This window comes from Natronomonas amylolytica, from assembly GCF_037031205.1.
GTDB classification, from domain to species: domain Archaea; phylum Halobacteriota; class Halobacteria; order Halobacteriales; family Haloarculaceae; genus Natronomonas; species Natronomonas amylolytica.
Map to the genome: position 1 here is coordinate 181,763 of NZ_JAYEZM010000004.1, position 20,807 is coordinate 202,569.

Below are 20,807 nucleotides of genomic sequence, written 5' to 3' on the forward strand. Positions count from 1 at the left end.
GTGACCGACGCGCTCGACAGGCGGCTCGTCGCCGCGCTCTGTGCGGACGGCCGCGCCGACGTCCGGTCGCTCGCCGCCGAAACCGACACGGCCGCGACGACGGTGCAGGACCGCCTGCGGGCCCTCGAAGACGGCGGCGTCATCACGGGCTATGCCGCCCGACTGGATTACGACCGGCTCGGCTTCGAGACGGCGATATTCCGGCTGGCAGTCGACCACGGCGCCATCGACGACGTGACGGCCCGGCTTCGCGAGAAGCCGGCGTTCGTCACCGTCTACGAGACGAGCGGTCACCACACCGTCGTCGCCGTCGGCAAGTTCGGCGACGAGAACGCCATCGGGGCCTGCTTGCAGGAACTGCACGCCGACGCCGCGATTCGGGTCGTCGACGTGGTCCGCGCCGATGTCATCAGCGAGGCCGAGTGCCCGCTGTAACCCCACTTTTTACGCGACTCGACGACGAAGCCGCCGAATCAGCCGCTTCGCTCACAGGCCCCATCCTTCTTGGATGTAGGCCATCTCCCAGAAGCGGTATTCGAGTTTCGCGCTCGTGAGGAAGGCGTCCTCCATCGCGTCGTGTTCGCCGGGGTACCGCTCGCCACAGCGGTCGACGAAGGCGCGGGACCACGCCACCGAGTCGCGGAACGCCTCGCTGGTGTAGTTCTCGATGAACGGGGTATACTGGTGGTCACCGTCGGCTACCTCGGCCATGTGTTCGGCGATGTCAAGATACCCCTGCATGCAGGGGTACAGCGCCGCCGCGATTTCGGCGAGCGAGCCCTCGTGGGCGGTCCGAAGCAGGGAGTTCGTGTAGGCGACGCAGGTCGGGGCCTTCTCGGTCCGTTGCAGGGCCGTCTCGTCGATTCCGTAGTCGGCGGCGAACGAACGGTGGAGGTCCATCTCCTCGTCGAGTACCTGATGAGCGATGCCCAGCAGGTGCGTCATCGTGTCCTCGTCGCGGGCCTTCGTGCCCGCGATGGCGAACAGGCGGGCGTAATCCAGCAGATACCGGTAGTCCTGCCGCACCCACGTTTCGAAGGCCGCCGCATCGAGCGTGCCGGCGGCGAGTTCGGTCACGAACGGGTGGTTCTTCTGTGCAGTCCAGATGTGCTCGCCCGCATCGAGCAGTCGGTCGCTGAACGCCATATCGTCTCGTTGTGAGTATTCGCTCGTGATATAACTGACTAATACAACCGAGGTTTAGCCCACCATCGCCGTCGGACTCGGAAAAGCGAATGCGGGGCCGCCAGGCCCCGACGGAGGAACCGCAAAGTGCCAGCCGAGCGGTCGTTCTGAGCGGTCGATACAACCAGCCGCGGTTGCCCGCGACAGAGACCATACGACGTTCATCGTAAACACCTTGTTCGATACAGCAACATCTAGAACGTTGCGGGATTTTTAGAGACATATGTACAATTACTATCCGCACAACTTCCCGACTTTCCTCTTTTATATAGCGCACCGACAGTAGGACACCGAGGGACGGCAGGCCACGAAAGGACGGTAACGCCTTTCGGGTGGGCAATCAAACGTCGAGGTATGAACCACGAAGCCTCGCGTTCGCTGTACGGTCGGGCGCTGTCGGTCATGCCCGGCGGCGTCAACTCCTCGGTGCGGGCCGCCCCACAGCCGTATCCGCTCTTCGTCGAGCGGGGCGACGGCGGCCACGTCATCGACGCCGACGGCAACCGCTACATCGACTGGGTACAGGGTCTCGGCCCGCTCCTGTTGGGCCACGACACCCCGGAGCCGGTCCAGTCGGCCGTCCAGTCGCGGGCCGCCGAGGGGCCGATGTACGGCATGCCAAGCGAAATCGAGGTCGAACACGCCGAGTTCGTCTGCCGGCACGTCCCCAGCGTCGAGATGATCCGCTTCGTCAACAGCGGTACCGAGGCGACCGTTTCGGCCTGTCGCCTCGCACGAGGGGTCACCGAACGGAACAAGATCGTCGTCATGCAGGGCGGCTACCACGGCGCTCAGGAGACGACGCTCGTCGAGGGCGACGCCGACCACCCCAAGCCCTCCACCGCGGGCATCCCCCAGTCTTTCGCGGAACACACCATCCCCATCCCGTTCAACGATACCGATGCCGCCCGCGAAGTCTTCGAGGAACACGGCGACGACATCGCCGCCGTGCTGGTCGAACCGGTTCAGGCGAACATGGGCATCGTCTATCCCGAGGACGGCTACCACGAGAAATTGCGGTCGTTGACGAACAGACACGGGTCGCTGCTCATCTTCGACGAGGTCATCACCGGCTTCCGAATCGGCGGCCTCCAATGCGCGCAGGGGAAGTTCGACATCGACCCCGACATCACCACGTTCGGCAAGATCATCGGTGGCGGCTACCCCGTCGGCGCCATCGGCGGCAAGACCGAGTACATCGAGCAGTTTACCCCCGCCGGCGACGTCTTCCAGGCCGGCACCTTCTCCGGCCATCCGGTAACGATGGCCGCAGGACTGGAGACGCTGAAATACTGCGCTGAACACGACGTCCACGACCACGTCAACGAACTCGGCCAGCAACTCCGGGAGGGCCTGTCGGACATCCTCGCCGACCAGGCGCCCGAATACACCGTCGTCGGCACCGATTCCATCTTCAAGGTCGTCTTCACCCGCGGCAAGGACGGCCCACAGGACGACTGCTGTGCGAACGGCTGTCGGCAGGACCACTCCTGTAGCCGCTACGGCTCCTGTCCGAAGCGCGGCACCGACGTCAAGGGCGCCGAAACCGACCGCTACGCGCGACTGTTCCGGCCGCAGATGATAGAGGAGGGCGTCCTCGTCTCGCAGAACCAGTTCGAATCCAACTTCGTCTCCTACGGCCACACCGAGGAGGACGTCAAGGAGACGCTCGAAGCCTACAAATCCGCCTTATAAGGCCATTTAAGCGCCGTACGTTTCTTCGAGGAACTGGACGATATCGTCGGATTCGGCCATCCCGTCGACGTCGTGTTCCTCGTCGACGATGACGGGCACGCCCGTCTGCCCGCTTACCTCCTCGACTTCGGTGCGTGCGCTGTGGGCGCTCGGAACCTCGATAGTGTCGTACTCGAGGCCGAGTTCGTCCAGTTTGTTGACGACCTTCGCACAGTACGGACAACCCGGCAGTTCGTAGAGGGTGATGTTCGCCATCACCGGCGAGTAGGCAGCCATCGGTTAAGAGACCGACGGTGGTGTGTCGGGCGACGACCAGACCGCGGAAGCTCAAAATCGGCGCCACTGGGCGCTCGCGCGTTACGAAACCCGGCGTTTGACGCCGCGGACGAGGCGCTTTCGCCGGACGACGACCTCGCTGACGCCCCATCCGGCGGCGAGAAGCAGGCCGACTATCGCCGAGAGGAACGCCCACGAGCCGATACCGACGGGACGGAACCACGGTTCGACGTGAGCGTACGTCGAGGCGAGGGACTCGAACTGGGCCTCGAAGGGGGTGTAGGACCCGAGGTCGTTGATGCCGTTGGCGACCTGATACCGGGAGGCCGGGCCGGCGTCGCCGCCGCCGGAGACGGTGTAGTTGCCGGTCGTCCCGTGGTCGCTCATCGTCGGGCCGTGGCTGTCGTCGGTGCCGCGCTCGGCGTTGTAGGGCGCCCACGCGGCGTAGAACTCCCAGACGACCTCGCCTTGCGGATTGATTTCGACGACGCGGTGATTGAGCGTGTCGGTCACCAGCGTGTTGCCGTTGGGAAGGCGGTCGGCATCCCGCGGCCAGTTGAAACCGTCGACCGACCACACGAGATCCCACTCGCAGTCCTCGGGCGGCGTCCCGGCGCCGAGGCGCGGGTCGGCGTCGCCGCAGTCCCGTTCGTACTCGACGACGCGGTCGTTCTCGCTGTCGGCGACGATGATGACCGGCGTGCCGTCCTCCCGCTCGATGTAGTCGGGGTTGTGCTGTTCGTTGAGGGTGTCGTAGTCGTCGTCCTCGCCGAGTCGCATGGCGATATCGTCGGTCTCGCGGTCGACGACGATGACCTGGTCGAAGTTGCGGGGCGAGGTGAGGACGTAGCGGTCCTCGGCACCGATGGTATCGAGGTCGTTGACGTGGGTCCAGTCGGCGTTGAAGCCGCCGTCGGTGCTGTTGGGGTAGTGCTCGTGGAAGACCCACTCCCATTCGGTTTCGTTGGTGTCGGTGTTCTCGATGTAGAGGCGGTCGCCGCTTGTCTCGCCGTCGTATTCGCGCATGTTGGCGACGAGGATGCGGTCCTCCGAGAGGCGGTCGACGTTGTGGGTGTCGATGAGGCCCGGCAGCCGGTGGGTCCAGACCACCTCACGGGTTTCGGGGTCGAACTCGAAGACGATCGTTCCGTCGGAGTACGTCGACGTGACGAAGAGGTTGCCGTTCTCGCGGATGTCGACCTCGTAGAACCAGTTGGCGCCGACCTCGTCGCCGCCGAAGTGCCACTCGAGGCTGGCGTTCCCGTCGGCGGCCACGAGACGGGCGGGCTTTTTGGCCGCGCCGTAGCCGGCGAAGTGGAAGCCCTGCACGCTGACGTAGGTGGTGTTGTTGGCGGGTTGCTCGACCTCGCCGGGGCCGAGTTCGAGCGAGTCGGAGCCGACATACGAGACGGCCGCCGGAAGCAGGAGGGCGGCAACGAGAAAGGCCAGTCCCGCGCGAATCAGGGTGCGACGGGGGTAGGCGTCGAGGGACGGGCGGTCCATACCGTTTCTGGGCGGGGAGCGAAAGGAATGTGTTACGGTTCGGCAGGGAAGGAGGGAGACCCGACCTAGAACGTCAGTTGGCCGGCCTGCACGGCAAAGTAGACGATGAAGTAGAGGACGAAGACGGCCGCGAGCGTCCACTGGCCGAGCGAGACGTCATCGCGCTCGCCGACGGCGGCCTTGACGACCGGATAGCTCATGATGCCGGCCGCCAGCCCGTTCGCGATGGAGGCGGTCAGCGGCATGACGGTGATGGTGAGGCCGGCAGCGATGGCCCACGCGGGGTCCTGCCAGTCGATGTCGGCGACACCCTGCAGCATGATGATACCGACGACGACCAGCGCGATGTAGGTCGCGTACTGCGGAATCGCCGAAACGAGCGGGACGACGAGCAGCGAGGCCGCAAAGAGGAGGCCGACGACCAGCGCGGTGAAGCCGGTTCGGCCACCCTCTTCGAGACCCGTCGCCGATTCGATGAAGGTGGTGACCGTCGAGGTACCCATGACGGCGCCGACGGTCGTCCCGATGGCGTCGGCCATCAGCGGCTTGTCCATCTCGGGGAGGTTGCCGTCCTCGTCGAGGAAGCCGCCGATCTGGGAGACGCCGATGAGCGTGCCGGCGGTGTCGAAGAAGTCCACGAAGAAGAACGTGAAGACGACCAGGGCGAAGGTCAGTGGGTCCTGCGTGATGAGGCCGAGACCCTCGACGAAGCCGTAGACCAGCGGCGTGAAGTCGTACTGGACGCCGAACAGGAGCGCACCGACGCCTTCGGATTCGACCTGACTGACGGTGCCGGGTTCGAGGACCCCGCGTTCGACGACGCCGGCCAGCGTGAGGACGTAGCCCGCGATGGCCGTCGTCAGGATACCGATGACGATAGAGCCCTTCACGTCACGGGCGTATAGCAGGAGGGTGAGGACGAGACCGAGCAGCGACAGCGCCGCGACGGGGCTCTGGAGGGCGTTGCCCAGCGTGACGAGCGTCGCGTCGTCGTTGACGACGACCTGCATCTCCTGCAGGCCGAGAAACAGGAGGTAGATACCGATACCGGCCCCGACCGCGAACTTGACCGGTTCGGGGAAGAGTTCGATGACGTAGGTCCGGGCGCCGACCGCCGTCAGGGCGATGAAGATGAGGCCCTCGACGAAGACGGCCGCGAGGGCGACCTGCCACGGGACGCCCAGCGTGAGAACGACGGTGAAGGTGAAGAAGGCGTTCAGCCCCATCCCGGGGGCCAGTCCGAAGGGCCGCTTGGCGTACAGCGCCATCACGAGGATGGCGACGACCGACGCCAGTATCGTGACGACGGTCAGCATCTCGACGACCTGGAAGAAGTCGTAGGTGGCGCCGTTGATGGTCGTCGTCGGTACCTCGTCACCGTCCGGGAACCCGCCGACGATGGCCGGCGCGAGAATGTTCGGATTGACGACGATGATGTAGGCCATCGCGAGGAACGTGGTCACGCCCGCGAGGCTCTCGGTTCGGAAGTCGGTGTCGTGCTCGTCGAACTCGAAGAAGTCAGCGAGCGTATCAGTAAGCGCCATAATTCACGTTCGGGCATACCACGGGACGGAGACTTAAGGGTTGTCGTCTAAAATTCCGCACCCGTATACACGAACGTGTATTATACGGCCGACTGGCGGCCGCCGAGCGGGTCAATCCAGTTCGACGAGCGCGCCGACGGGGGCGTCGGTGTGGCGCTTCGCGCGGTCGATTCCCTCGTCGCCGACGGCGATGAGCGCGAAGACGCCGGCGACCTCGGTGTCGGCGGATTTGGCGATATCCAAGAGGAGTTCCTGTGTCTCGCCCGACCGGATGAGGTCGTCGACGACCAGCACCGACTCGCCGGCCTCGATGGCGTTGGCGGGGAGGTAGTAGTCGATTTCGATGCCCGAGGAGAGCCGCTGGCGGGCCTCGATGAACTCCTCGACGGCCGTCTCGCGGGACTTCTTGGCGTAGGCACACCGGGCACCGAAATACCGGGCCATCGCCGCGGCCAGCGTGATGCCGTCGGTCGCGGCGGTCAACACGACATCGGGCGGGTCGATGCCGAGTTCCTCCGCGGCGACCGGCGGGACGAGCGACAGGAACGACTGGTCGAAGACGACCCGTGAGTTATCGACGTAGCCCTCCTCGTCGACGGCGATGCGGGCGTCGAGTTCCTCGGCGAGCAGCGTCTCGCCGACTCCCTCGACGACCTCCCGGGCGCGCGCTTCGCTGGGCAGGACGTGGCCGTTGACGTAGCGGTTGAGGTCGCCGGCCGGCAGGCCCGTCTCCGCAGCGAGCTCCTCGTAGGTGCGCGTCTCCTTGAGCGTCCGCAACACGTCGACGGCGCGCAACTGGAGGGCTGCCTTCTCCGAGCGGTTCATAAATAGACGCCGTCCCCGCACGTGTATGAATACTTCGGTGTGGAATTTCGCAAATGTAGGCAGAGAAATGGATAGACGCGGCGAGTGGGGCCGGCCGACTACTATCGGTCGGCGTCGGCCAGCAACTCGGAGGCGGTCACGAGCGCGTCGAGTTCGATGTCGTGTTCCGCGAGGTTCTCGCGGGCGCCCTCCTCGCGGTCGACGACGACCAGCACGCGGTCGACGACGGCGCCGGCGTCCCGCAGGGCCTCGACGGCGTCGATGGCGCTTTGGCCCGTCGTGGCGATGTCTTCGAGGACGACGACCTCCTCGCCCTCGGCGAAGTCGCCCTCTATCTGGTTGCCCGTGCCGTACTCCTTTGCCTTCTTGCGGACGATGACGTAGGGGGTGGCCGTCTCGACGGCCGTCGCGGCCACGAGCGGGACGGCGCCCAGCGCGACGCCGGCGAGTTTGGTGTCACCAGCACCGAGGTCGGCGAGTCGCTCGGCGAAGGCCTCGGCGATCTGCTCCAGACAGTCGGGGTCGGTCTCGAAGACGTACTTGTCGACGTAGTACTCCGAGGTCCCGCCGTGGGAGAGTTCGAACTCCCCGAACTTGACGGCATCCGCGTCGCGGAGCGCGTCGATGAGTTGCTGGTTGGCCATACCGGCAACTGGCGGCACCGGGTAAAAAGCGGCGTGGAATTCGGCGGGCGGACGCGACTATTTATAAGCCGACCCGGCTCCGCGATGACATCCTAACACTCGATGGGAAGCATCCGCCTCGGGGGCGTCCGAAGGTCGCCCCCGAGGCGGTTCCCGCTGGCGATGCCGAAGGCCGAGCCAGCGTAGCGCCGACTGACTAACGCTCAGCCGACCGCAGGGAGGCTGAGCGGCTGGAGGGAGGCGCGCATATTTTCACCACGTTTTTGCCGTCATCAGACCGCATAGCGGTCTGATTGCCCATCAGATTCCGCAGGAATCTGATGACCGCGAGGCGCGGCGAAGCCGCGCCGAGCGTGCAAAAAGTGGCTAGAAGGAAACGTTCGTCTCCATCCCATCGGTGGCGTCTTCGAGGCCGTCCTCGGTGATGTCGGTCGTCAGCCGAGCCGTCAGGTCGGCTTCGGTGAAGACGTCCTCGAACTCGCTGCGGAAGCGGTCGCTGACGCGGCGGGCCTCCTCGCGGGCGCGGACGACGCGTCGATAGCGGCGGACCGTGGAGGGCGAAACGTCGAGTTCCTCGGCGATATCGCTCGTGGAGGCGTCGTCATGGAGGAGCCCACGGAGGTCGGCGAGGTCGAAGGGGGCGTCGGCGTCCTGTTCGCGAACCAGATGGAGGTCCAGTCGGGCGCGACGGACGGTCTTTCGGGAGACGTCGAGTTCCTCGGCGATTTTCGTATCCGAGTCCCCACCGTAGAACCCCTCGACGACGGTCACGAGTTCCGCGTCAGACAGCGAGGTGTCGAAGTCGAACGCCTCGCGCATCCGCGAGACGATGTCGCCGAGACGCTCGTGGTCGGGGTCGTCATCGGCGATGGAGCCGCGGGGCTCGGCCTGCCGTTCGGTCACGGTCTCCTCGTCCGTGACCTCGACGAACAGTTCCCGAAGCTCCTCGGTTTTTTCGTCCATTGTGAGCGAAAATTTGTATGCGGTTCCTATATAAAACCCTTCGCCGAATTTGCCGTTAACCGACACTACCAAGTCGGTTGACCAGAATCGTCGGGTATGACACGGACTTCGACAGCCGACGTCGACCTCGTCGGTGACGAGGTGGCACGGAACGTGGCACAGGCGGCAGTCTTCGCGGCGCTCATCGGTGCGTTCGCGTACGTGGCGATTCCGTACCCGCTGTCGCCGGCACCCGTGACGCTGCAGGTCCTCGGCGTCTTCCTCGCGGGCCTCCTGTTGGGTCCGGTGTGGGGCGCCGCCGCACTGGTGCTGTATCTGGTCGCGGGCGCCCTCGGCGCACCCGTCTTTGCACAGGGGTCGGCCGGCCTCGGCGTGCTGGTCGGGCCGACCGGCGGCTACATCTTTTCGTACCCGCTGGCGGCCGCGGCCGTCGGCTACGTCGCCCACGGTGGCTTCGAGTTCCGCTCGCTCGCGGAGAGTTCCGTCCCCCGACTGGTCGGTGGCATGGCCGCGGGCACGCTGGTCATCTACGGTATCGGCGTTCCCTTCATGTGGTGGAACCTCGATATGACGGTCACGACGGCCATCGTCAGCGGCGCCGTCGTCTTCGTTCCGGCCGAGGCGGCCAAGATGGCCGCGGCCATCGGCCTCGTCCGCAGTAACGCCATCCGCGCCGAATGATAGCCGCCGAAGGCCTGACGTACCGCTACGGCGACGCGGTCGCTCTCGACGATGTTTCCCTGCGCATCGACGACGGCGAGTTCGTCGTCCTCGCGGGGGCGAACGGCTCCGGCAAGACGACGCTGGTCCGGCATTTCAACGGCCTGCTCTCACCCGACGAGGGTGAGGTCCGCATCGACGGCGAATCCGTCGAGGACGACCCCGTCCTCGCGCGGACGACCGTCGGGATGGTGTTCCAGAACCCCCGCGACTGCTTCGTCGCTGCCACCGTCGCCGAGGACGTCGCGTTCGGCCCCGAGAACCTCGGCCACCCGCGCGAGGAAATCGAATCGCGGGTCGACGCCGCGCTCGAAGCGGTGGATATGGCCGACCAGCGCACTGCTCGCATCGACCAGCTCTCTGGCGGCGAGCAGGCCCGGGTCGCCATCGCCGGCACCTTGGCGATGGACCCCGACCACCTCGTCCTCGACGAACCCTTTACGGGACTGGACTGGCCGGCCCAGAAGGCGGTCCTCGAACGGCTGGACGAACTCTCCGCGAGCGGGACCAGCATCGTCGTCGTCACCCACGACCTCCGGGACCTGCTTTCGCGGGCCGACCGCGTTGTCGCCCTCGCCGACGGCCGTATCGCCTTCGACGAATCGCCCGAAAACGCCCGAAAGTGTCTGGAAGATGCGGATATCCGACCGTGTTGACCGCGGAGGTGCAATCGTGCTAAGCTACGAACCGGGCACCTCGCCGGCCCATCGTCTCGACCCGCGGTCGAAACTCGCGGTGCAGGTAGCCTTCGCCGTCGCCGCCTTCGTCTACACGACCCCACGAGGATTGGCAGTGCTAACGGTTCTCACGCTCGGAATCCTGGCCGTCGCCCGAACCGCGCCGCATCGCGTCCTCTGGGAGTATCGGTTCGTCTTCCCGTTCCTGCTGGCGGCGCCCGTCCTCGACGGCGTGACGTGGGGCTCCCCGTGGTTCGTCGTCGAGAACGCGGTCGCGCCCGCACTCGCCGGGTATCGCGTGTTGCTCGTGTTGCTGGTGGCGGCCGCCTACGTCCGGACGACGCCCGTCCGCGAGTCCCGCGCGGCAATCCAGTGGGCCGTCCCCGGCAAACCCGGGCAGTTCCTCGGGATGGGCGTCTCCTTCGTCTTCCGGTTTCTGCCCGTCCTCCGGGCCGACCTCGGGCGGATTCGGGACGCCCACCGCGCCCGCCTCGGCACGGAGCGGTCCTTCTCGGAGCGGGCCCGGAACATCGTCGTCGCCGCGTTCAACCGGGCCTTTGAGCGGGCCGATACCTTCGCGCTCGCCCTGCAGGCCCGGTGTTTCTCGTGGAACCCGACCTTACCGGAACTCCGGTTCTCGCGGCTGGACGTGCCGGCACTGATTTTGACGGTCGCATTGCTGGCGGTCGCGTTGCTGCCGTTCCTGCCGGTGTGAGACGAGAAAGACCGTGAAACCGCGACGGGTTATCCGAGTCGGGCGATGAGTTCGCTGCCCTCGACGTAGGGGAGGCCGTGGCGGTCCGCGTAGGTGCGGGCCGCCGCGGGCGAGAGCGCGCCGCCGGATTCGTCGTCCATCATCTCACAGACGACGACGGCGGGTTCGACGTCGGCCGCCGCCGCGAGGACGAGGCCGAGTTCGGTGTGGCCCTTCCGGTCGTCAAGCAGGTCCGGGGCCGCACGGAGGAGGTGGACGTGGCCCGGCGCGCGGAACTGCTGGGCGAAGGCGTCGGCGTCGGGGGCGATGGCATCCTCGGCGGCGTCACCGGCAACTTCGGTCGCTCGGCGGACGCTCGCGGCTGCTTCGCCGAGTTTCGAGATGGTGAGCGCGCGGTCCTCGTCGGTGATGCCGGTGAAGGTGTCGCGGTGGTTGACCGTCAGCGAGAACGACGACCGTTCGTCGTAGCCGAGTTCGTGGGAGGCGCCGGCGGGGTGGTCGATGACCTCCTGCACGAAAGGCAACTCCCAGCGCTCGCAGACGTCGTCGGCCAGCGCGACGCAGACGAGGCCGCCCGCGTCGTTGCGCATGCGGGCGACGGCGTCGGTGTCGACGGATGCGGCGGGGTAGACGAGGTCGACCTCGCCCTCGCGGTCGGCGGCGTCGTGGATGAGGACGGGCCGGCCGGCCGCGAAGGCGGCGATAGCGTCGTCGACGCCGCGTTTCGGCTGTGGGGTGTTACTGCTCTGAGACATGGATAGTGACGTGGTCGTCGTCTTCGAGGCCCAGTTCCTCGCGGAGTTTGTCGGGGGCGATGATTTCGAGTTGGTCCTCACCGTGATGGGTGCGTTCGGGCGCGATGACGTGGGCTTCTTCGTACCGTCGGCCGTCGACCGTCTCCACTGTGGCGGGCCAGCAGAAGGCGGGCCCGTAGGTGCGTTCGTCGTCCTCCCAGCCGTCGATGCCGACGGGGTCCAGCGCGTCCATCCGGGCGCGGGCGCGGACGCTGTCGTCGTCCAGGTCGACGTTGAGCGTGCCGGGGAAGGGTTCGTAGCCGAGGCGGTCGCGGAACTGCTCCATGTAGCCCGAAAGCGAGATGTAGTGGCGTCCCTCACCCATGCCGCTGGTGACGACGCCGGCGAGTTCGACGTCGGCGTCGCCCTCGAAGAGGCGGCGGTAGTCGGCGTACTCCCGCTGGAGGGCGCGCTCGCCCGCTTCGGTGACGGCGACGCGCTGGCCGTCACCGGCCATCTCGCGTTCGAGGAGGTCGGCGTCTTCGAGCTGCTGGAGGCGCCGAGAGGCGGTCTGGTTCGAGGCATCGAGCCGGTCGGCAAGCGTCGCACACGTCACCGTGACCCGGCCCTCGAGCGCGCCGTCGAGGGCGACGAGCTTCAGCGTCGCCAACTCGTCGTATCCGACGCGCCCGGTTGACTGTGACATACCTGTGGCTACGTGGGTTCCTCGCATAAGCGTAACGAATGTGGAAATCATCACAGAATTGGAATAGAAGGGCGCGAACGGCGAGCAGTAACCGGATTTCGTACGTCGACCCCAAGAAGGCGTCGGTTCGGGCGACACCATCAGAGTGGGGGCGACCACTGACGCGATGGCTCCCGGAATCGGGGTCCAACCGGGCCCCGCCGGCTACTCCTCGGCGTTCCGACGCCGGACCATCCCGAGGGCCTTCCACTCGATGACCGCTTCGTCGTCCTGATTGTAGCCGGTCACCTTCGTCCGGACGTGGCCCATCCCCGGGTTGCTCTCGGAGGGGCGCTTTTCGAGAACCTCGACCTCGACGCGGAGCGTGTCGCCGGGATAGACCGGCTGTTTCCACCGGAGTTCGTCGACGCCGCGGGCGCCCATCGACGTCTCCTCGTCGAGGAAACCGTCGACCACGAGGCGCATACAGATGGAAGCGGTGTGCCACCCCGACGCCGCCAGCGAGCCGAATATCGACTCCTTGGCCGCCTCGTTGTCGAGGTGGAACGGCTGTGGGTCGTACTTCTCGGCGAACTCCTTGATTTCCTCCTCGGCCACCTCGTAGCGGTCGTCGAGTGCGTAGACCTCGCCGACCTCGGCGTCCTCGAAATAGCGTGCCATTGACGGAGCCTCGACGCCCGGTGATAAAAAGCCGCCTGCCCCGGAAACCCGCACGCGGCCCCCGGCACGGAGTTTATACCGACCCACTCCCTACCCGGGGGTGTGAGTACGCGAACGAGTGCCCTCGATTCCCGCATCTTCGGGGTCGACATCCAGAGCGGCGACGTTCGGGGGGATTCGCCCTCCTATGCTCTCGTCACCTACGACGGGGAGTCGCTCGACCGCGACGTGGTCTCCCACCGGAAGCTCCTGCGACGCATCGACGACGAGGAGCCGGCCATCGTCGCGACGGACAACACCTACGAACTCGCCGAGGACAAGGGCGCGCTCGTCGGCTTCCTCCGTGAGTTGCCGACCGAGACCAAACTCGTGCAGGTGACCGGCGACGAGCGACCCGAACCCCTCTCACGGGTCGCCTCCCGCCACGGCGTCCCCTACGGCAAGAAGCCGATGCAGGAGGCCGAGGCCGCCGCCCGCCTCGCCGCCCACAACGTCGGCTACGAGGTGTCGGCGTTCACGAACACGACCGAAATCAAGGTCGCGCGGGGGCGCTCGACGGGCGGCGGGGGCGGCTGGAGCGAGGACCGCTTTACCCGTCGGATTCACGGCTCGGTCAAGACGACCACCCGCGACGTCGAGTCGAAACTCGACGAAGCCGCCCTCGACTACGAGAAAGAGGTTACCGAGAAGTACGGCGGCTACTCCCGGGCAGTTTTCGAGGTCGAAGCCAAGCCCTCCGAGATTCCCGTCTCCGCCCGACGGTCCGGCGATACACGCATCGAAATCGAACGAGAGCGCCGGGACGGCATCGAATACCGCCCGCTCGCTCAGCGACAGGACCACGTCGTCGTCGGTATCGACCCCGGGACGACGACCGCGGTCGCCCTGCTCGATTTGGACGGCAAGACCCTCGACGTGTGGTCGAGTCGCACCAGCGACACCGCCGAGGTCATCGAGTGGATCATCGAACACGGCCGGCCGGTCGTCGTCGCCGCCGACGTCGAACCGATGCCCGAAACCGTCGAGAAGATACGCCGGAGTTTCGACGCCGCCGGCTGGATTCCCGAACGGGACCTGCCGGTCGACGAGAAACTCCATCGCACGCGCAAGGAGAGCTACGACAACGACCACCAGCGGGACGCGCTTGCGGCCGCCCTCTTCTCTTTCGACGGCCACGAGGACCAGTTCGAGCGCATCACCGCCAAGACGCCGCCGCAGTTCGACCGCGGGGAGGTCATCGCCCGCGTCGTCGCCGGCGAGGAAAGCGTCGAGACCGTCCTCGAGGACCTCTCCGAGGACGGCGAGACCGACGAGGAGACGACCGAACACGACCCCCGCGAATTGACCGACGATGAGAAGGAGATCAAGCGCCTGCAGGCCCGCATCGACCGGCTGGAGGGTCACGTCGATGACCTCAAGGACACCATCGCGAGCAAGGACGACCGCGTCGACGACCTCGAAGCCGAACTCTCGGCGGCCAAACGCGAGGAGCGCAAGGAGGCCCGCGAGCGCCGAGAGGTGACCCGACTCGAACGCGAGAACGAACGCCTCAAGCGCGAACTCGCCGAAGCCGAGCAGGCCAACGAGGAACTCGACGGCAAACTCGAACGCCTCAAGGAACTGTGGAAAATCGACCACTCGAACTTCGCCGAGGTCTCCGAAGCGAAGGAGGGCCTCGTTCCGGTCAAGCCCATCGAGCAGTTCACCAAGGACGCCATCGAGACGGCCGACGCGGAATACGGCATCGCACCCGGCGACGTGGTCTACCTCCGGGACGCCAGCGGCGCCGGCCGTACGACCGCCCAACTGCTCGCCGAGCGGGAGCCCCGGGTAGTCCTCCGCGAGGGGGGCCTCTCCGAGCAGGCCGACGAGGTGCTCTTCGACCACGAGGTTCCGGTCGGCCCCGCCGAGGGCGTCGACATCCAGGAAATCGACGAACTCGCCGTCGCCGAGGAAGGCGACGTCGAGGCCGTCATCGACGACTGGGAGGCCCGCGCCGAGGAGCGCCGCAAGGAGGAAAAATCCGAGCAACTCGACCAGCTCATCAGCGAACACCGCGCTCGCGACCCCGAACACGGCTGACCGTCGCGAACCCGACCGAGCGATAGACGGCCGAGCAGCACCGAAGCGCCAACCAGCCGACCTTTATATACCTCGGCGTCGAATTTCGGGCCGATGTTCCCGTTACAGTTCGCCATTCCAGGCGGTCCGGAGTTGCTGATACTCGGTGTCATCTTCCTGATAATTCCGTTCGGTCTCGCCTACTGGGTGTACAACGACGCCGAGCGTCGCGGCGAGGAAAACGCTGCTCTGTGGGCGGTGGCGGTCGGCGCCCTGACGTATCTGACCCTCTTCGGCGGCCTGCTCACGTTGGCGGTCTACATCTGGCAGCGCGATTAGGTCAGGTCCGAAAACTCCATTCCCATCTCTTTCAGGAACTGTCCGAACAGGCCGAAGATGACAAGGACGGCCCCCGACCCGATAGCGAGCGCGCCGAAACCCTCCCGGAGGCTCTTTCGACCGAACACGACGGTACCGACGGCGACCAATAGCAGGCCGACGACGCCCATGTCCCCGACCGCCTTCCGTACAAACTCGATGTCCATACCCGAGGGTTTTCCGAGCGGGAATTAAAAAGGCGCGGTCGGCAGTTGCTACGCGAACGGGACAAGCAGCCGGCGCTACGCGCTGGGAGGAGAAGTGCCAGAGATAGCATCCGCGAGCGCCCGCAGGGCGCGAGCGGTTCCGCCGCGCCGAGCGTCAGCGAGGCGCGGGACCGAGACCCGACCAGAGGGAGGGTCGAAGTGTCTTTTTCATCGAAGTTTTTGCCGGGTCGGCGAAGCCGACCCGTGCAAAAAGTTCGTGGCTGTTAGAACTCGTCGCAGACCGGAATCCCGACCGTCTCGAAGTCGCCCATCGAGGCGATGGTCTCGGGGACCTCGTCCAGCGAGACGGTCTTCGAGACGATTTTGCCGGGGTCGATCTTGCCCTGTTCCATCATCGAGAAGATTTCCTCGTATTCGTGGGGCGGCATGCCGAACGAGCCGATGAACTCCCGTTCGTCCATGACGATGGTGTCGACCGGCAGGGAGACCTCGCCCTCCTCCTCGCTGGTGGTGAGGCCGATCTGGAGGTTCTGGCCGCCCTTCCCGAGTGAGTTGACGGAGTTGCGACACGTCTCGGCGACGCCGAGGGCGTCGACGCTGACCTCGACGCCGCGACTGCTCGGGGTGTAGCCCTTGACGGCCTGCGGAACGTCCTGAACCTCGGTGACGTTGACCGTCTCGTCGGCGCCCAACTCCTCGGCCTTGCTGAGTTTGTCGTCGTCGAGGTCGATGGCGATGACGTTGGCGCCGAGGGCGTCGGCGATGTGGACCGCCGAGAGGCCGACGCCGCCACAACCGTGGACGGCGACCCAGTCGCCGGCGGTGACGTCGACGCGGTGGACGAGGCCGTGGAAGGCCGTCGCGAAGCGACAGCCGAGGCCGGCGACGTCGACGGGGTCAACGCCGTCGGGGAGTTTGATGACGTTGTGGTCGGCGTTGCGGACGGGGAACTCCTCGGCGAAGGCGCCGGGCTGGAAGGAGACGAACCCGAGCGGGACGACCCGCTCACAGATGTTGGCGCGGCCCTGTTTGCAGTAGCGGCAGGTGCCGTCGCTGAGGTTGAAGGGCACACAGACCCGGTCGCCGACGCTGAAGTTCTCGACGTCCTCGCCGACCTCCTTGACGATGCCGACGGGTTCGTGGCCGAAGATGAGGCCGGGGGTGGGCATGACGCCGACCCAGTCCCAGTCGCCCTGCCACGCGTGCCAGTCCGACCGGCAGACGCCGCAGGCTTCAGTCTCGACGACGATGCCGTCTTCGTCGGGTTCGGGGCGTTCGACCTCCTCTACCTCCATCATCTCGCCGGCTTCCTCGAAGACGACCGCTCGCATCGTGTCCGCGTCTTGCTCCGTGTCGGCTTTGCTCATGACGGACGTACACTACCCTGCCACCGATTTAACCCTTGTCACCGCATATGAATGCCCCGCAGTTGGCAGGCCGCGAGGTTATGTATCGAAATCGGGTCGGCGGGAGAACGGGCCATATTCTTCGGGGAACGTAGCCACGAGCGCGTCCGCGCCGGGTCGCGCGCGGTCCGAGGGCGGGAACGTAGCCTGTTAAAGTTAAAGGGCTTCCTACCCAACCGTCAGGTATGAGCGACAACGAGGGGCGTAAGAACCTCCGGATGCCTGACGACGACGAGGTATTCGCTGTCGTCACGAACATGCTCGGTGCGAACCGGGTGAAAGTCCGCTGTATGGACGGGAAAGAACGGACCGCCCGGATTCCGGGCCGGATGCAGAAACGCGTCTGGATCCGCGAGGACGACGTCGTCCTCGTCGAGCCGTGGGACTGGCAAGACGAGAAAGCCGACATCACCTGGCGCTACGAAAAGCAGGAAGCCGACCAGTTGCGCGAGGAAGGCCACATCCAAGACAGCGTCTAAGTTCTCCCGACCGGTGGGGATTTCCGTCCCGCGCATCTACCTATTATATAATGACCGAGGAGTACGGCCTGCTTGAACCGGACGAGGAGGGCGCCCCCGGCGACGAGTGGGAGGAGATCGACGTCGCCGACACGGAAGCCGACCGCATCGCCCGCAAGCAGGACCGCGAGTTCCTCGAGTTCCGCAAGCGCATCAAGAACACCGAGCAGTTCAAAGTCGAGGCGTCGGTCTTCGACGACGCCACCCTCGGCGCGCTTTATAAACTCGTCCAGGACGGCTACATCGACGCCTTCGGTGGCCCCATCTCGACGGGTAAGGAAGCCAACGTCTACACCGCGCTCGCGCCGGACGGCGAGGTGGCGGTCAAGGTCTACCGCATCAACGCCTCCGACTTCAAGCAGATGCGGGAGTATCTGGAGGGCGACCCCCGATTCGAGGGCATCGGCTCCGACAAGAAGAAGGTCGTCGTCGCGTGGACGAAAAAGGAGTTCGCGAACCTCGAACGCGCGCGCAAGGCGGGCGTTCGCGTGCCCGAACCCCTCGCCGTCGAACGCAACGTGCTGGTGATGGAGTATCTGGGCGGTGAGACCCAGCGCGCCCAGCGGCTCAACGAGGTCCACGTCGAGAATCCACAGACAGCCTACGAGGTCGTCCGCGAGTACGCCCGACGGCTCTATGCGGCCGGTCTCATCCACGGTGACCTCTCGGAGTACAACATCGTCGTCACCGAGAGCGAACTCGCCTTTCTCGACCTCGGACAGGCCATCACCGTCCACCACCCCAACTCCAGGGAGTACCTCGAACGCGACTGCCACAACGTCGCCGCTTTCTTCCGCCGGCAGGGACTCGAAGTCAGCGACGAGGAGTTGCTCAACTACGTGACCGAGGCCGACCCGACCCCGAACGCCGACCTCGACGAAACTCAGTCGTAGGCGTGAGCCTGCAGCGTCTCTAACTCGATGGTATCCAGCACGGCCTCGTTCGTCGCTTCGAGGATGACCGGCGGGACCGTCGTCTCGGGGATGTGTCGCCGCCGCACCGCCTCAAGCGTCTCGACCCACCGCGGGACGCAGAGACACCAGCGGTCGCCCGGTTCGAGGCCCGGAAACTCCAGTTCCGGTCGCGGCGTCACGAGGTCGTTGCCCTGCTGTTTGCTGAACTGCAGGAAGTCCTCGGTCATCATTGCACAGAGTTCGTGTCGACCGTGGTCCGCGTCGTGACACGAGCAGTTGCCGTCGCGCTCGAAGCCGGTCATCGGGTCGGTACTGCAGGGCTGGAGCGGCTCGCCGAGGACGTTCCGTTCGGGCATAGCGGCGAGAGGGACGCCGGCCTCAAAAGCACCGGCGCTGTGGGCCCCGGCCGTGCCCGAGATTTCTTTTCCGAGCGCGTCGAATCCCCGAACATGCAGGTCGGCATCATCTCCGATACCCACGACAACGTACCAGCGATTCAGGACGCGATGGACATCTTCGCGGACCGTGGCGTCGGGACGGTCATCCATTGCGGCGACTTCGTCGCGCCGCCGGCGGTCCGGCATCTCGAACGGGAGGGCATCGACGTCCACGCCGTCCGCGGGAACAACGACGGCGAGCGCGAGGGGTTGGTTTCGGCCTTCGAGAACCTGCAGGGCGGGGAGTTGCACGGCCGCTTCGCCGAACTCAAACTCGACGGCCGAAAGTTCGCCGTCCTCCACGGCGAGGACAAGCCGGTCATCGAGGCGCTTGCGGGCTCCGAGGAGTACGACTACGTCGTCCACGGCCACTGGCACGTTCGCGAACAGCGGACCGTCGACGGGACGACGGTCATCAACCCCGGCGGCCACTTCCCGACGATTCCCGAGGAGCACCGAACGGTCGCCGTCATCGAGACCGATAGCGACACCGTCGAGTTCGTCGGCGTCGAGGAGTCGGTATGAGCATCGAGGTACGGCCGGCGACCGGCGACGATATCGAGGCGATTCGCGACGTGGCGTGGGACGCGTGGTACGCCGCCTACGGCGGCTTCCTCGCGCCGTCGACCATCGAGAGCGCCCTCACCGAGTACTACGACGCCGAGTTGCTGGAAGCCGCGGTCGACCACGCGGACATCGCCTTCTACGTCGCCGAACGCGACGACGAGGTGGTCGGCTTCGCCAGCGCCGAGCAGACGTGGGCCGACGAGGTCGAGTTACACACCATCTACGTCCATCCCGACCACTGGGGCGAGGGCATCGGCCCGGCACTGTTCGAGGAAATCGAAGCGTGGGCCGACGAACAGGGCGTCGACCGCATCGCGTGTGCCATCTTTTCGGACAACACCGTCGGTACGCAGTTCTTCGAATCGCTGGGCTTCGAGCGCGGGACCGAAGCAAAGGGCGAGGTCGCGGGAGAACTCCACGCCGAACACGAGTTCGAGTACGAGCTATAGGTCGAACTCGTCTTTGACGTAGATGCCGACGATGCCCCCGAGCGCCGCGAGCCCGACCGTATAGATGGCGGTCAAAACGAGGAAGACGACCAGAAGCGGGAGCAATCGGGCGCCGCCGGGCGCGATGAGGAGGACGGCGGCGACCATGCCGATGAGAACGAGGGGAATCAGCGCGACGACGCCGGCTATCACGCCGACGACGAGGCCATCGCGCTGTTCGCCGCCTTCGAGGTAGCCGGCCACCGCGCCGCCGAGGATGGGCGACAGGGGGATAAACGAGAGGACGACGGCGATGACGCCGCCGATGACGCCGTTGAGAGCCGTGTTCGGCGCGCGCTCGTCGGCGGCCTCGGCGCCGTCGGCGGGGGTTTCAGGGGGCGTCGTATCCGGACGTGACATATCGTCCCAATCGCGCGGCCGCCCCATATACGCACCGACGGGGCGAAAGGATGTGACACGGCAACGTCCGGTTCGGCGAACGCTTAAAAGGGGGGATATCCAAGAAAGGGTATGAAACACGTCACGATTCCTGGCGACCGTATCGGCGCGCTCATCGGTGAGGGAGGTGAGACCATGCGCGAAATCGAATCGCGCGCCGAGGTACGTCTGGATATCGACTCCGAGACGGGATCGGTGAAGGTCGAATCCGTCGGCGACCCCATCCTCGGTCTGAAGGGCCCCGACATCGTCAAGGCCATCGGTCGCGGCTTCGCCCCCGAGGACGCGATGCGCCTGCTCGAAGACGACATGCAGATGTTCGAGATGGTCGACCTCGACGCCGCCACTCGCAATAAAAAGGACCTCCGCCGCAAGAAGGGCCGCCTCATCGGTGAAGACGGCCGAACTCGCGAACTGATGGAGGAACTCAGCGGTGCCGACGTCGTCATCTACGGGTCGACGCTGGGTGCCATCGGTAAGCCCGAACAGATCGACGCCGTCCGCAGCGCCACCGAGATGATCCTCGACGGCGCGCCCCACGGCGCGGTCTACTCGTTCCTCGAACGGCGCCACAACGAGATGAAAGCCAACGACATCAGCTACACCCAGCGGACCGGCTGAAACC

Annotated in this window: 26 protein-coding genes; 12 read left to right on the forward strand and 14 right to left on the reverse strand. The window is 65.9% G+C overall.

Annotated elements, in window-relative coordinates; translation table 11 throughout:
* On the forward strand, positions 1-435 hold the full coding sequence (locus U5914_RS06595) for a winged helix-turn-helix transcriptional regulator (protein WP_336134966.1): 435 nt from the start codon (positions 1-3) through the stop codon (positions 433-435).
* Between the two features lie 51 nt (positions 436-486).
* Here U5914_RS06595 and tenA read toward each other — a convergent pair whose 3' ends face one another.
* Positions 487-1,146, reverse strand: coding sequence for a thiaminase II (gene tenA / locus U5914_RS06600; RefSeq protein WP_336134967.1), 660 nt, complete (start codon positions 1,144-1,146; stop codon positions 487-489).
* A gap of 393 nt (positions 1,147-1,539) precedes the next feature.
* Between tenA and hemL the strand changes: the two genes are divergently transcribed.
* Positions 1,540-2,880 (forward strand): glutamate-1-semialdehyde 2,1-aminomutase, encoded by a 1,341-nt coding sequence (gene hemL / locus U5914_RS06605; RefSeq protein WP_336134968.1) that lies wholly within the window; start codon positions 1,540-1,542, stop codon positions 2,878-2,880.
* A gap of 6 nt (positions 2,881-2,886) precedes the next feature.
* On the opposite strand, the gene U5914_RS06610 is transcribed toward hemL, so the two are convergent.
* From U5914_RS06610 to U5914_RS06635, 6 genes are all read right to left on the reverse strand, one after another.
* Positions 2,887-3,135: a glutaredoxin family protein gene (locus tag U5914_RS06610; protein ID WP_336134969.1), complete on the reverse strand. Its 249-nt coding sequence runs from the start codon at positions 3,133-3,135 to the stop codon at positions 2,887-2,889.
* Positions 3,136-3,237: 102 nt separating this feature from the next.
* The gene (locus U5914_RS06615; protein WP_336134970.1) at positions 3,238-4,659 is read right to left on the reverse strand and encodes an aryl-sulfate sulfotransferase; all 1,422 of its coding nucleotides are present in this window, start codon (positions 4,657-4,659) and stop codon (positions 3,238-3,240) included.
* Positions 4,660-4,724: 65 nt separating this feature from the next.
* Positions 4,725-6,203 (reverse strand): NCS2 family permease, encoded by a 1,479-nt coding sequence (locus U5914_RS06620; RefSeq protein WP_336134971.1) that lies wholly within the window; start codon positions 6,201-6,203, stop codon positions 4,725-4,727.
* Positions 6,204-6,314: 111 nt separating this feature from the next.
* The gene (locus U5914_RS06625; protein WP_336134972.1) at positions 6,315-7,028 is read right to left on the reverse strand and encodes a phosphoribosyltransferase family protein; all 714 of its coding nucleotides are present in this window, start codon (positions 7,026-7,028) and stop codon (positions 6,315-6,317) included.
* A gap of 101 nt (positions 7,029-7,129) precedes the next feature.
* Positions 7,130-7,672, reverse strand: coding sequence for an orotate phosphoribosyltransferase (pyrE, locus tag U5914_RS06630; RefSeq protein ID WP_336134973.1), 543 nt, complete (start codon positions 7,670-7,672; stop codon positions 7,130-7,132).
* Positions 7,673-8,038: 366 nt separating this feature from the next.
* Complete coding sequence (locus U5914_RS06635; RefSeq protein WP_336134974.1) at positions 8,039-8,635, reverse strand: conditioned medium-induced protein 4; 597 nt, start codon at positions 8,633-8,635, stop codon at positions 8,039-8,041.
* A gap of 96 nt (positions 8,636-8,731) precedes the next feature.
* Here U5914_RS06635 and U5914_RS06640 point away from each other — a divergent pair, with 96 nt between their 5' ends.
* From U5914_RS06640 to U5914_RS06650, 3 genes are read left to right on the forward strand one after another with little or no spacing between them, the layout of a single operon-like run.
* Positions 8,732-9,316 (forward strand): biotin transporter BioY, encoded by a 585-nt coding sequence (locus U5914_RS06640; protein WP_336134975.1) that lies wholly within the window; start codon positions 8,732-8,734, stop codon positions 9,314-9,316.
* Positions 9,313-10,011 carry an energy-coupling factor ABC transporter ATP-binding protein gene (locus U5914_RS06645; protein WP_336134976.1) on the forward strand — a complete coding sequence of 233 codons (699 nt, stop codon included), beginning with the start codon at positions 9,313-9,315 and terminating at the stop codon, positions 10,009-10,011. The genes U5914_RS06640 and U5914_RS06645 overlap by 4 nt, the downstream gene beginning before the upstream one ends.
* Positions 10,012-10,024: 13 nt before the next feature.
* Positions 10,025-10,747 (forward strand): energy-coupling factor transporter transmembrane component T family protein, encoded by a 723-nt coding sequence (locus tag U5914_RS06650; RefSeq protein ID WP_418766751.1) that lies wholly within the window; start codon positions 10,025-10,027, stop codon positions 10,745-10,747.
* 29 nt (positions 10,748-10,776) lie between these two features.
* Here the strand turns inward: U5914_RS06650 and ribB are convergent, their stop codons facing one another.
* From ribB to U5914_RS06665, 3 genes are all read right to left on the reverse strand, one after another.
* The gene (gene ribB / locus U5914_RS06655; RefSeq protein WP_336134978.1) at positions 10,777-11,502 is read right to left on the reverse strand and encodes a 3,4-dihydroxy-2-butanone-4-phosphate synthase; all 726 of its coding nucleotides are present in this window, start codon (positions 11,500-11,502) and stop codon (positions 10,777-10,779) included.
* Positions 11,486-12,187 (reverse strand): DUF120 domain-containing protein, encoded by a 702-nt coding sequence (locus tag U5914_RS06660; protein ID WP_336134979.1) that lies wholly within the window; start codon positions 12,185-12,187, stop codon positions 11,486-11,488. The genes ribB and U5914_RS06660 overlap by 17 nt, the downstream gene beginning before the upstream one ends.
* A gap of 204 nt (positions 12,188-12,391) precedes the next feature.
* Entirely contained in the window at positions 12,392-12,847 is a 456-nt protein-coding gene (locus U5914_RS06665; RefSeq protein ID WP_336134980.1) for a MaoC family dehydratase, read from the reverse strand.
* Positions 12,848-12,949: 102 nt separating this feature from the next.
* On the opposite strand from U5914_RS06665, the gene U5914_RS06670 reads away from it, so the two are divergent.
* Positions 12,950-14,929 (forward strand): DUF460 domain-containing protein, encoded by a 1,980-nt coding sequence (locus U5914_RS06670; protein WP_336134981.1) that lies wholly within the window; start codon positions 12,950-12,952, stop codon positions 14,927-14,929.
* Between the two features lie 93 nt (positions 14,930-15,022).
* Positions 15,023-15,247, forward strand: a complete 225-nt coding sequence (locus tag U5914_RS06675) for a hypothetical protein (RefSeq protein WP_336134982.1) — start codon at positions 15,023-15,025, stop codon at positions 15,245-15,247.
* Here U5914_RS06675 and U5914_RS06680 read toward each other — a convergent pair.
* Positions 15,244-15,453, reverse strand: a complete 210-nt coding sequence (locus U5914_RS06680; RefSeq protein ID WP_336134983.1) for a hypothetical protein — start codon at positions 15,451-15,453, stop codon at positions 15,244-15,246. The genes U5914_RS06675 and U5914_RS06680 overlap by 4 nt on opposite strands.
* 263 nt (positions 15,454-15,716) lie before the next feature.
* Positions 15,717-16,784 (reverse strand): zinc-dependent alcohol dehydrogenase family protein, encoded by a 1,068-nt coding sequence (locus tag U5914_RS06685; protein ID WP_336135225.1) that lies wholly within the window; start codon positions 16,782-16,784, stop codon positions 15,717-15,719.
* Between the two features lie 260 nt (positions 16,785-17,044).
* Between U5914_RS06685 and eif1A the strand changes: the two genes are divergently transcribed.
* Both eif1A and rio1 read left to right on the forward strand, forming a co-directional pair.
* On the forward strand, positions 17,045-17,338 hold the full coding sequence (gene eif1A, locus U5914_RS06690; protein WP_332312850.1) for a translation initiation factor eIF-1A: 294 nt from the start codon (positions 17,045-17,047) through the stop codon (positions 17,336-17,338).
* Between the two features lie 50 nt (positions 17,339-17,388).
* Complete coding sequence (gene rio1 / locus U5914_RS06695) at positions 17,389-18,270, forward strand: serine/threonine-protein kinase Rio1 (protein ID WP_336134984.1); 882 nt, start codon at positions 17,389-17,391, stop codon at positions 18,268-18,270.
* On the opposite strand, the gene U5914_RS06700 is transcribed toward rio1, so the two are convergent.
* Positions 18,261-18,647, reverse strand: coding sequence for a DUF2237 family protein (locus U5914_RS06700; RefSeq protein ID WP_336134985.1), 387 nt, complete (start codon positions 18,645-18,647; stop codon positions 18,261-18,263). The two genes, rio1 and U5914_RS06700, sit on opposite strands and share 10 nt — an antisense overlap.
* Before the next feature lie 93 nt (positions 18,648-18,740).
* Between U5914_RS06700 and U5914_RS06705 the strand changes: the two genes are divergently transcribed.
* Together U5914_RS06705 and U5914_RS06710 are read left to right on the forward strand one after the other, a co-directional pair.
* The gene (locus U5914_RS06705; RefSeq protein ID WP_336134986.1) at positions 18,741-19,253 is read left to right on the forward strand and encodes a metallophosphoesterase; all 513 of its coding nucleotides are present in this window, start codon (positions 18,741-18,743) and stop codon (positions 19,251-19,253) included.
* A complete protein-coding gene (locus U5914_RS06710) occupies positions 19,250-19,744 on the forward strand; it encodes a GNAT family N-acetyltransferase (RefSeq protein ID WP_336134987.1) in 495 nt (164 codons plus the stop codon). Before U5914_RS06705 ends, U5914_RS06710 begins: the two co-directional genes overlap by 4 nt.
* Here the strand turns inward: U5914_RS06710 and U5914_RS06715 are convergent.
* Positions 19,739-20,143, reverse strand: a complete 405-nt coding sequence (locus tag U5914_RS06715; protein WP_336134988.1) for a DUF5518 domain-containing protein — start codon at positions 20,141-20,143, stop codon at positions 19,739-19,741. The two genes, U5914_RS06710 and U5914_RS06715, sit on opposite strands and share 6 nt — an antisense overlap.
* Positions 20,144-20,254: 111 nt before the next feature.
* Here U5914_RS06715 and U5914_RS06720 point away from each other — a divergent pair, with 111 nt between their 5' ends.
* Positions 20,255-20,803 carry a KH domain-containing protein gene (locus tag U5914_RS06720; protein WP_336134989.1) on the forward strand — a complete coding sequence of 183 codons (549 nt, stop codon included), beginning with the start codon at positions 20,255-20,257 and terminating at the stop codon, positions 20,801-20,803.
* Positions 20,804-20,807: the final 4 nt, after the last annotated feature.

Excerpts from the sequence above, each read along its gene's own strand:
- tenA (WP_336134967.1), bottom strand. The coding sequence starts at position 1,146 with ATGGCGTTCAGCGACCGACTGCTCGATGCGGGCGAGCACATCTGGACT.
- hemL (WP_336134968.1), top strand. The coding sequence starts at position 1,540 with ATGAACCACGAAGCCTCGCGTTCGCTGTACGGTCGGGCGCTGTCGGTC.
- U5914_RS06610 (WP_336134969.1), bottom strand. The coding sequence starts at position 3,135 with ATGGCGAACATCACCCTCTACGAACTGCCGGGTTGTCCGTACTGTGCG.
- U5914_RS06615 (WP_336134970.1), bottom strand. The coding sequence starts at position 4,659 with ATGGACCGCCCGTCCCTCGACGCCTACCCCCGTCGCACCCTGATTCGC.
- U5914_RS06620 (WP_336134971.1), bottom strand. The coding sequence starts at position 6,203 with ATGGCGCTTACTGATACGCTCGCTGACTTCTTCGAGTTCGACGAGCAC.
- U5914_RS06625 (WP_336134972.1), bottom strand. The coding sequence starts at position 7,028 with ATGAACCGCTCGGAGAAGGCAGCCCTCCAGTTGCGCGCCGTCGACGTG.
- pyrE (WP_336134973.1), bottom strand. The coding sequence starts at position 7,672 with ATGGCCAACCAGCAACTCATCGACGCGCTCCGCGACGCGGATGCCGTC.
- U5914_RS06635 (WP_336134974.1), bottom strand. The coding sequence starts at position 8,635 with ATGGACGAAAAAACCGAGGAGCTTCGGGAACTGTTCGTCGAGGTCACG.
- U5914_RS06640 (WP_336134975.1), top strand. The coding sequence starts at position 8,732 with ATGACACGGACTTCGACAGCCGACGTCGACCTCGTCGGTGACGAGGTG.
- U5914_RS06645 (WP_336134976.1), top strand. The coding sequence starts at position 9,313 with ATGATAGCCGCCGAAGGCCTGACGTACCGCTACGGCGACGCGGTCGCT.
- ribB (WP_336134978.1), bottom strand. The coding sequence starts at position 11,502 with ATGTCTCAGAGCAGTAACACCCCACAGCCGAAACGCGGCGTCGACGAC.
- U5914_RS06660 (WP_336134979.1), bottom strand. The coding sequence starts at position 12,187 with ATGTCACAGTCAACCGGGCGCGTCGGATACGACGAGTTGGCGACGCTG.
- U5914_RS06665 (WP_336134980.1), bottom strand. The coding sequence starts at position 12,847 with ATGGCACGCTATTTCGAGGACGCCGAGGTCGGCGAGGTCTACGCACTC.
- U5914_RS06675 (WP_336134982.1), top strand. The coding sequence starts at position 15,023 with ATGTTCCCGTTACAGTTCGCCATTCCAGGCGGTCCGGAGTTGCTGATA.
- U5914_RS06680 (WP_336134983.1), bottom strand. The coding sequence starts at position 15,453 with ATGGACATCGAGTTTGTACGGAAGGCGGTCGGGGACATGGGCGTCGTC.
- U5914_RS06685 (WP_336135225.1), bottom strand. The coding sequence starts at position 16,784 with ATGCGAGCGGTCGTCTTCGAGGAAGCCGGCGAGATGATGGAGGTAGAG.
- eif1A (WP_332312850.1), top strand. The coding sequence starts at position 17,045 with ATGAGCGACAACGAGGGGCGTAAGAACCTCCGGATGCCTGACGACGAC.
- rio1 (WP_336134984.1), top strand. The coding sequence starts at position 17,389 with ATGACCGAGGAGTACGGCCTGCTTGAACCGGACGAGGAGGGCGCCCCC.
- U5914_RS06700 (WP_336134985.1), bottom strand. The coding sequence starts at position 18,647 with ATGCCCGAACGGAACGTCCTCGGCGAGCCGCTCCAGCCCTGCAGTACC.
- U5914_RS06705 (WP_336134986.1), top strand. The coding sequence starts at position 18,741 with ATGCAGGTCGGCATCATCTCCGATACCCACGACAACGTACCAGCGATT.
- U5914_RS06710 (WP_336134987.1), top strand. The coding sequence starts at position 19,250 with ATGAGCATCGAGGTACGGCCGGCGACCGGCGACGATATCGAGGCGATT.
- U5914_RS06715 (WP_336134988.1), bottom strand. The coding sequence starts at position 20,143 with ATGTCACGTCCGGATACGACGCCCCCTGAAACCCCCGCCGACGGCGCC.
- U5914_RS06720 (WP_336134989.1), top strand. The coding sequence starts at position 20,255 with ATGAAACACGTCACGATTCCTGGCGACCGTATCGGCGCGCTCATCGGT.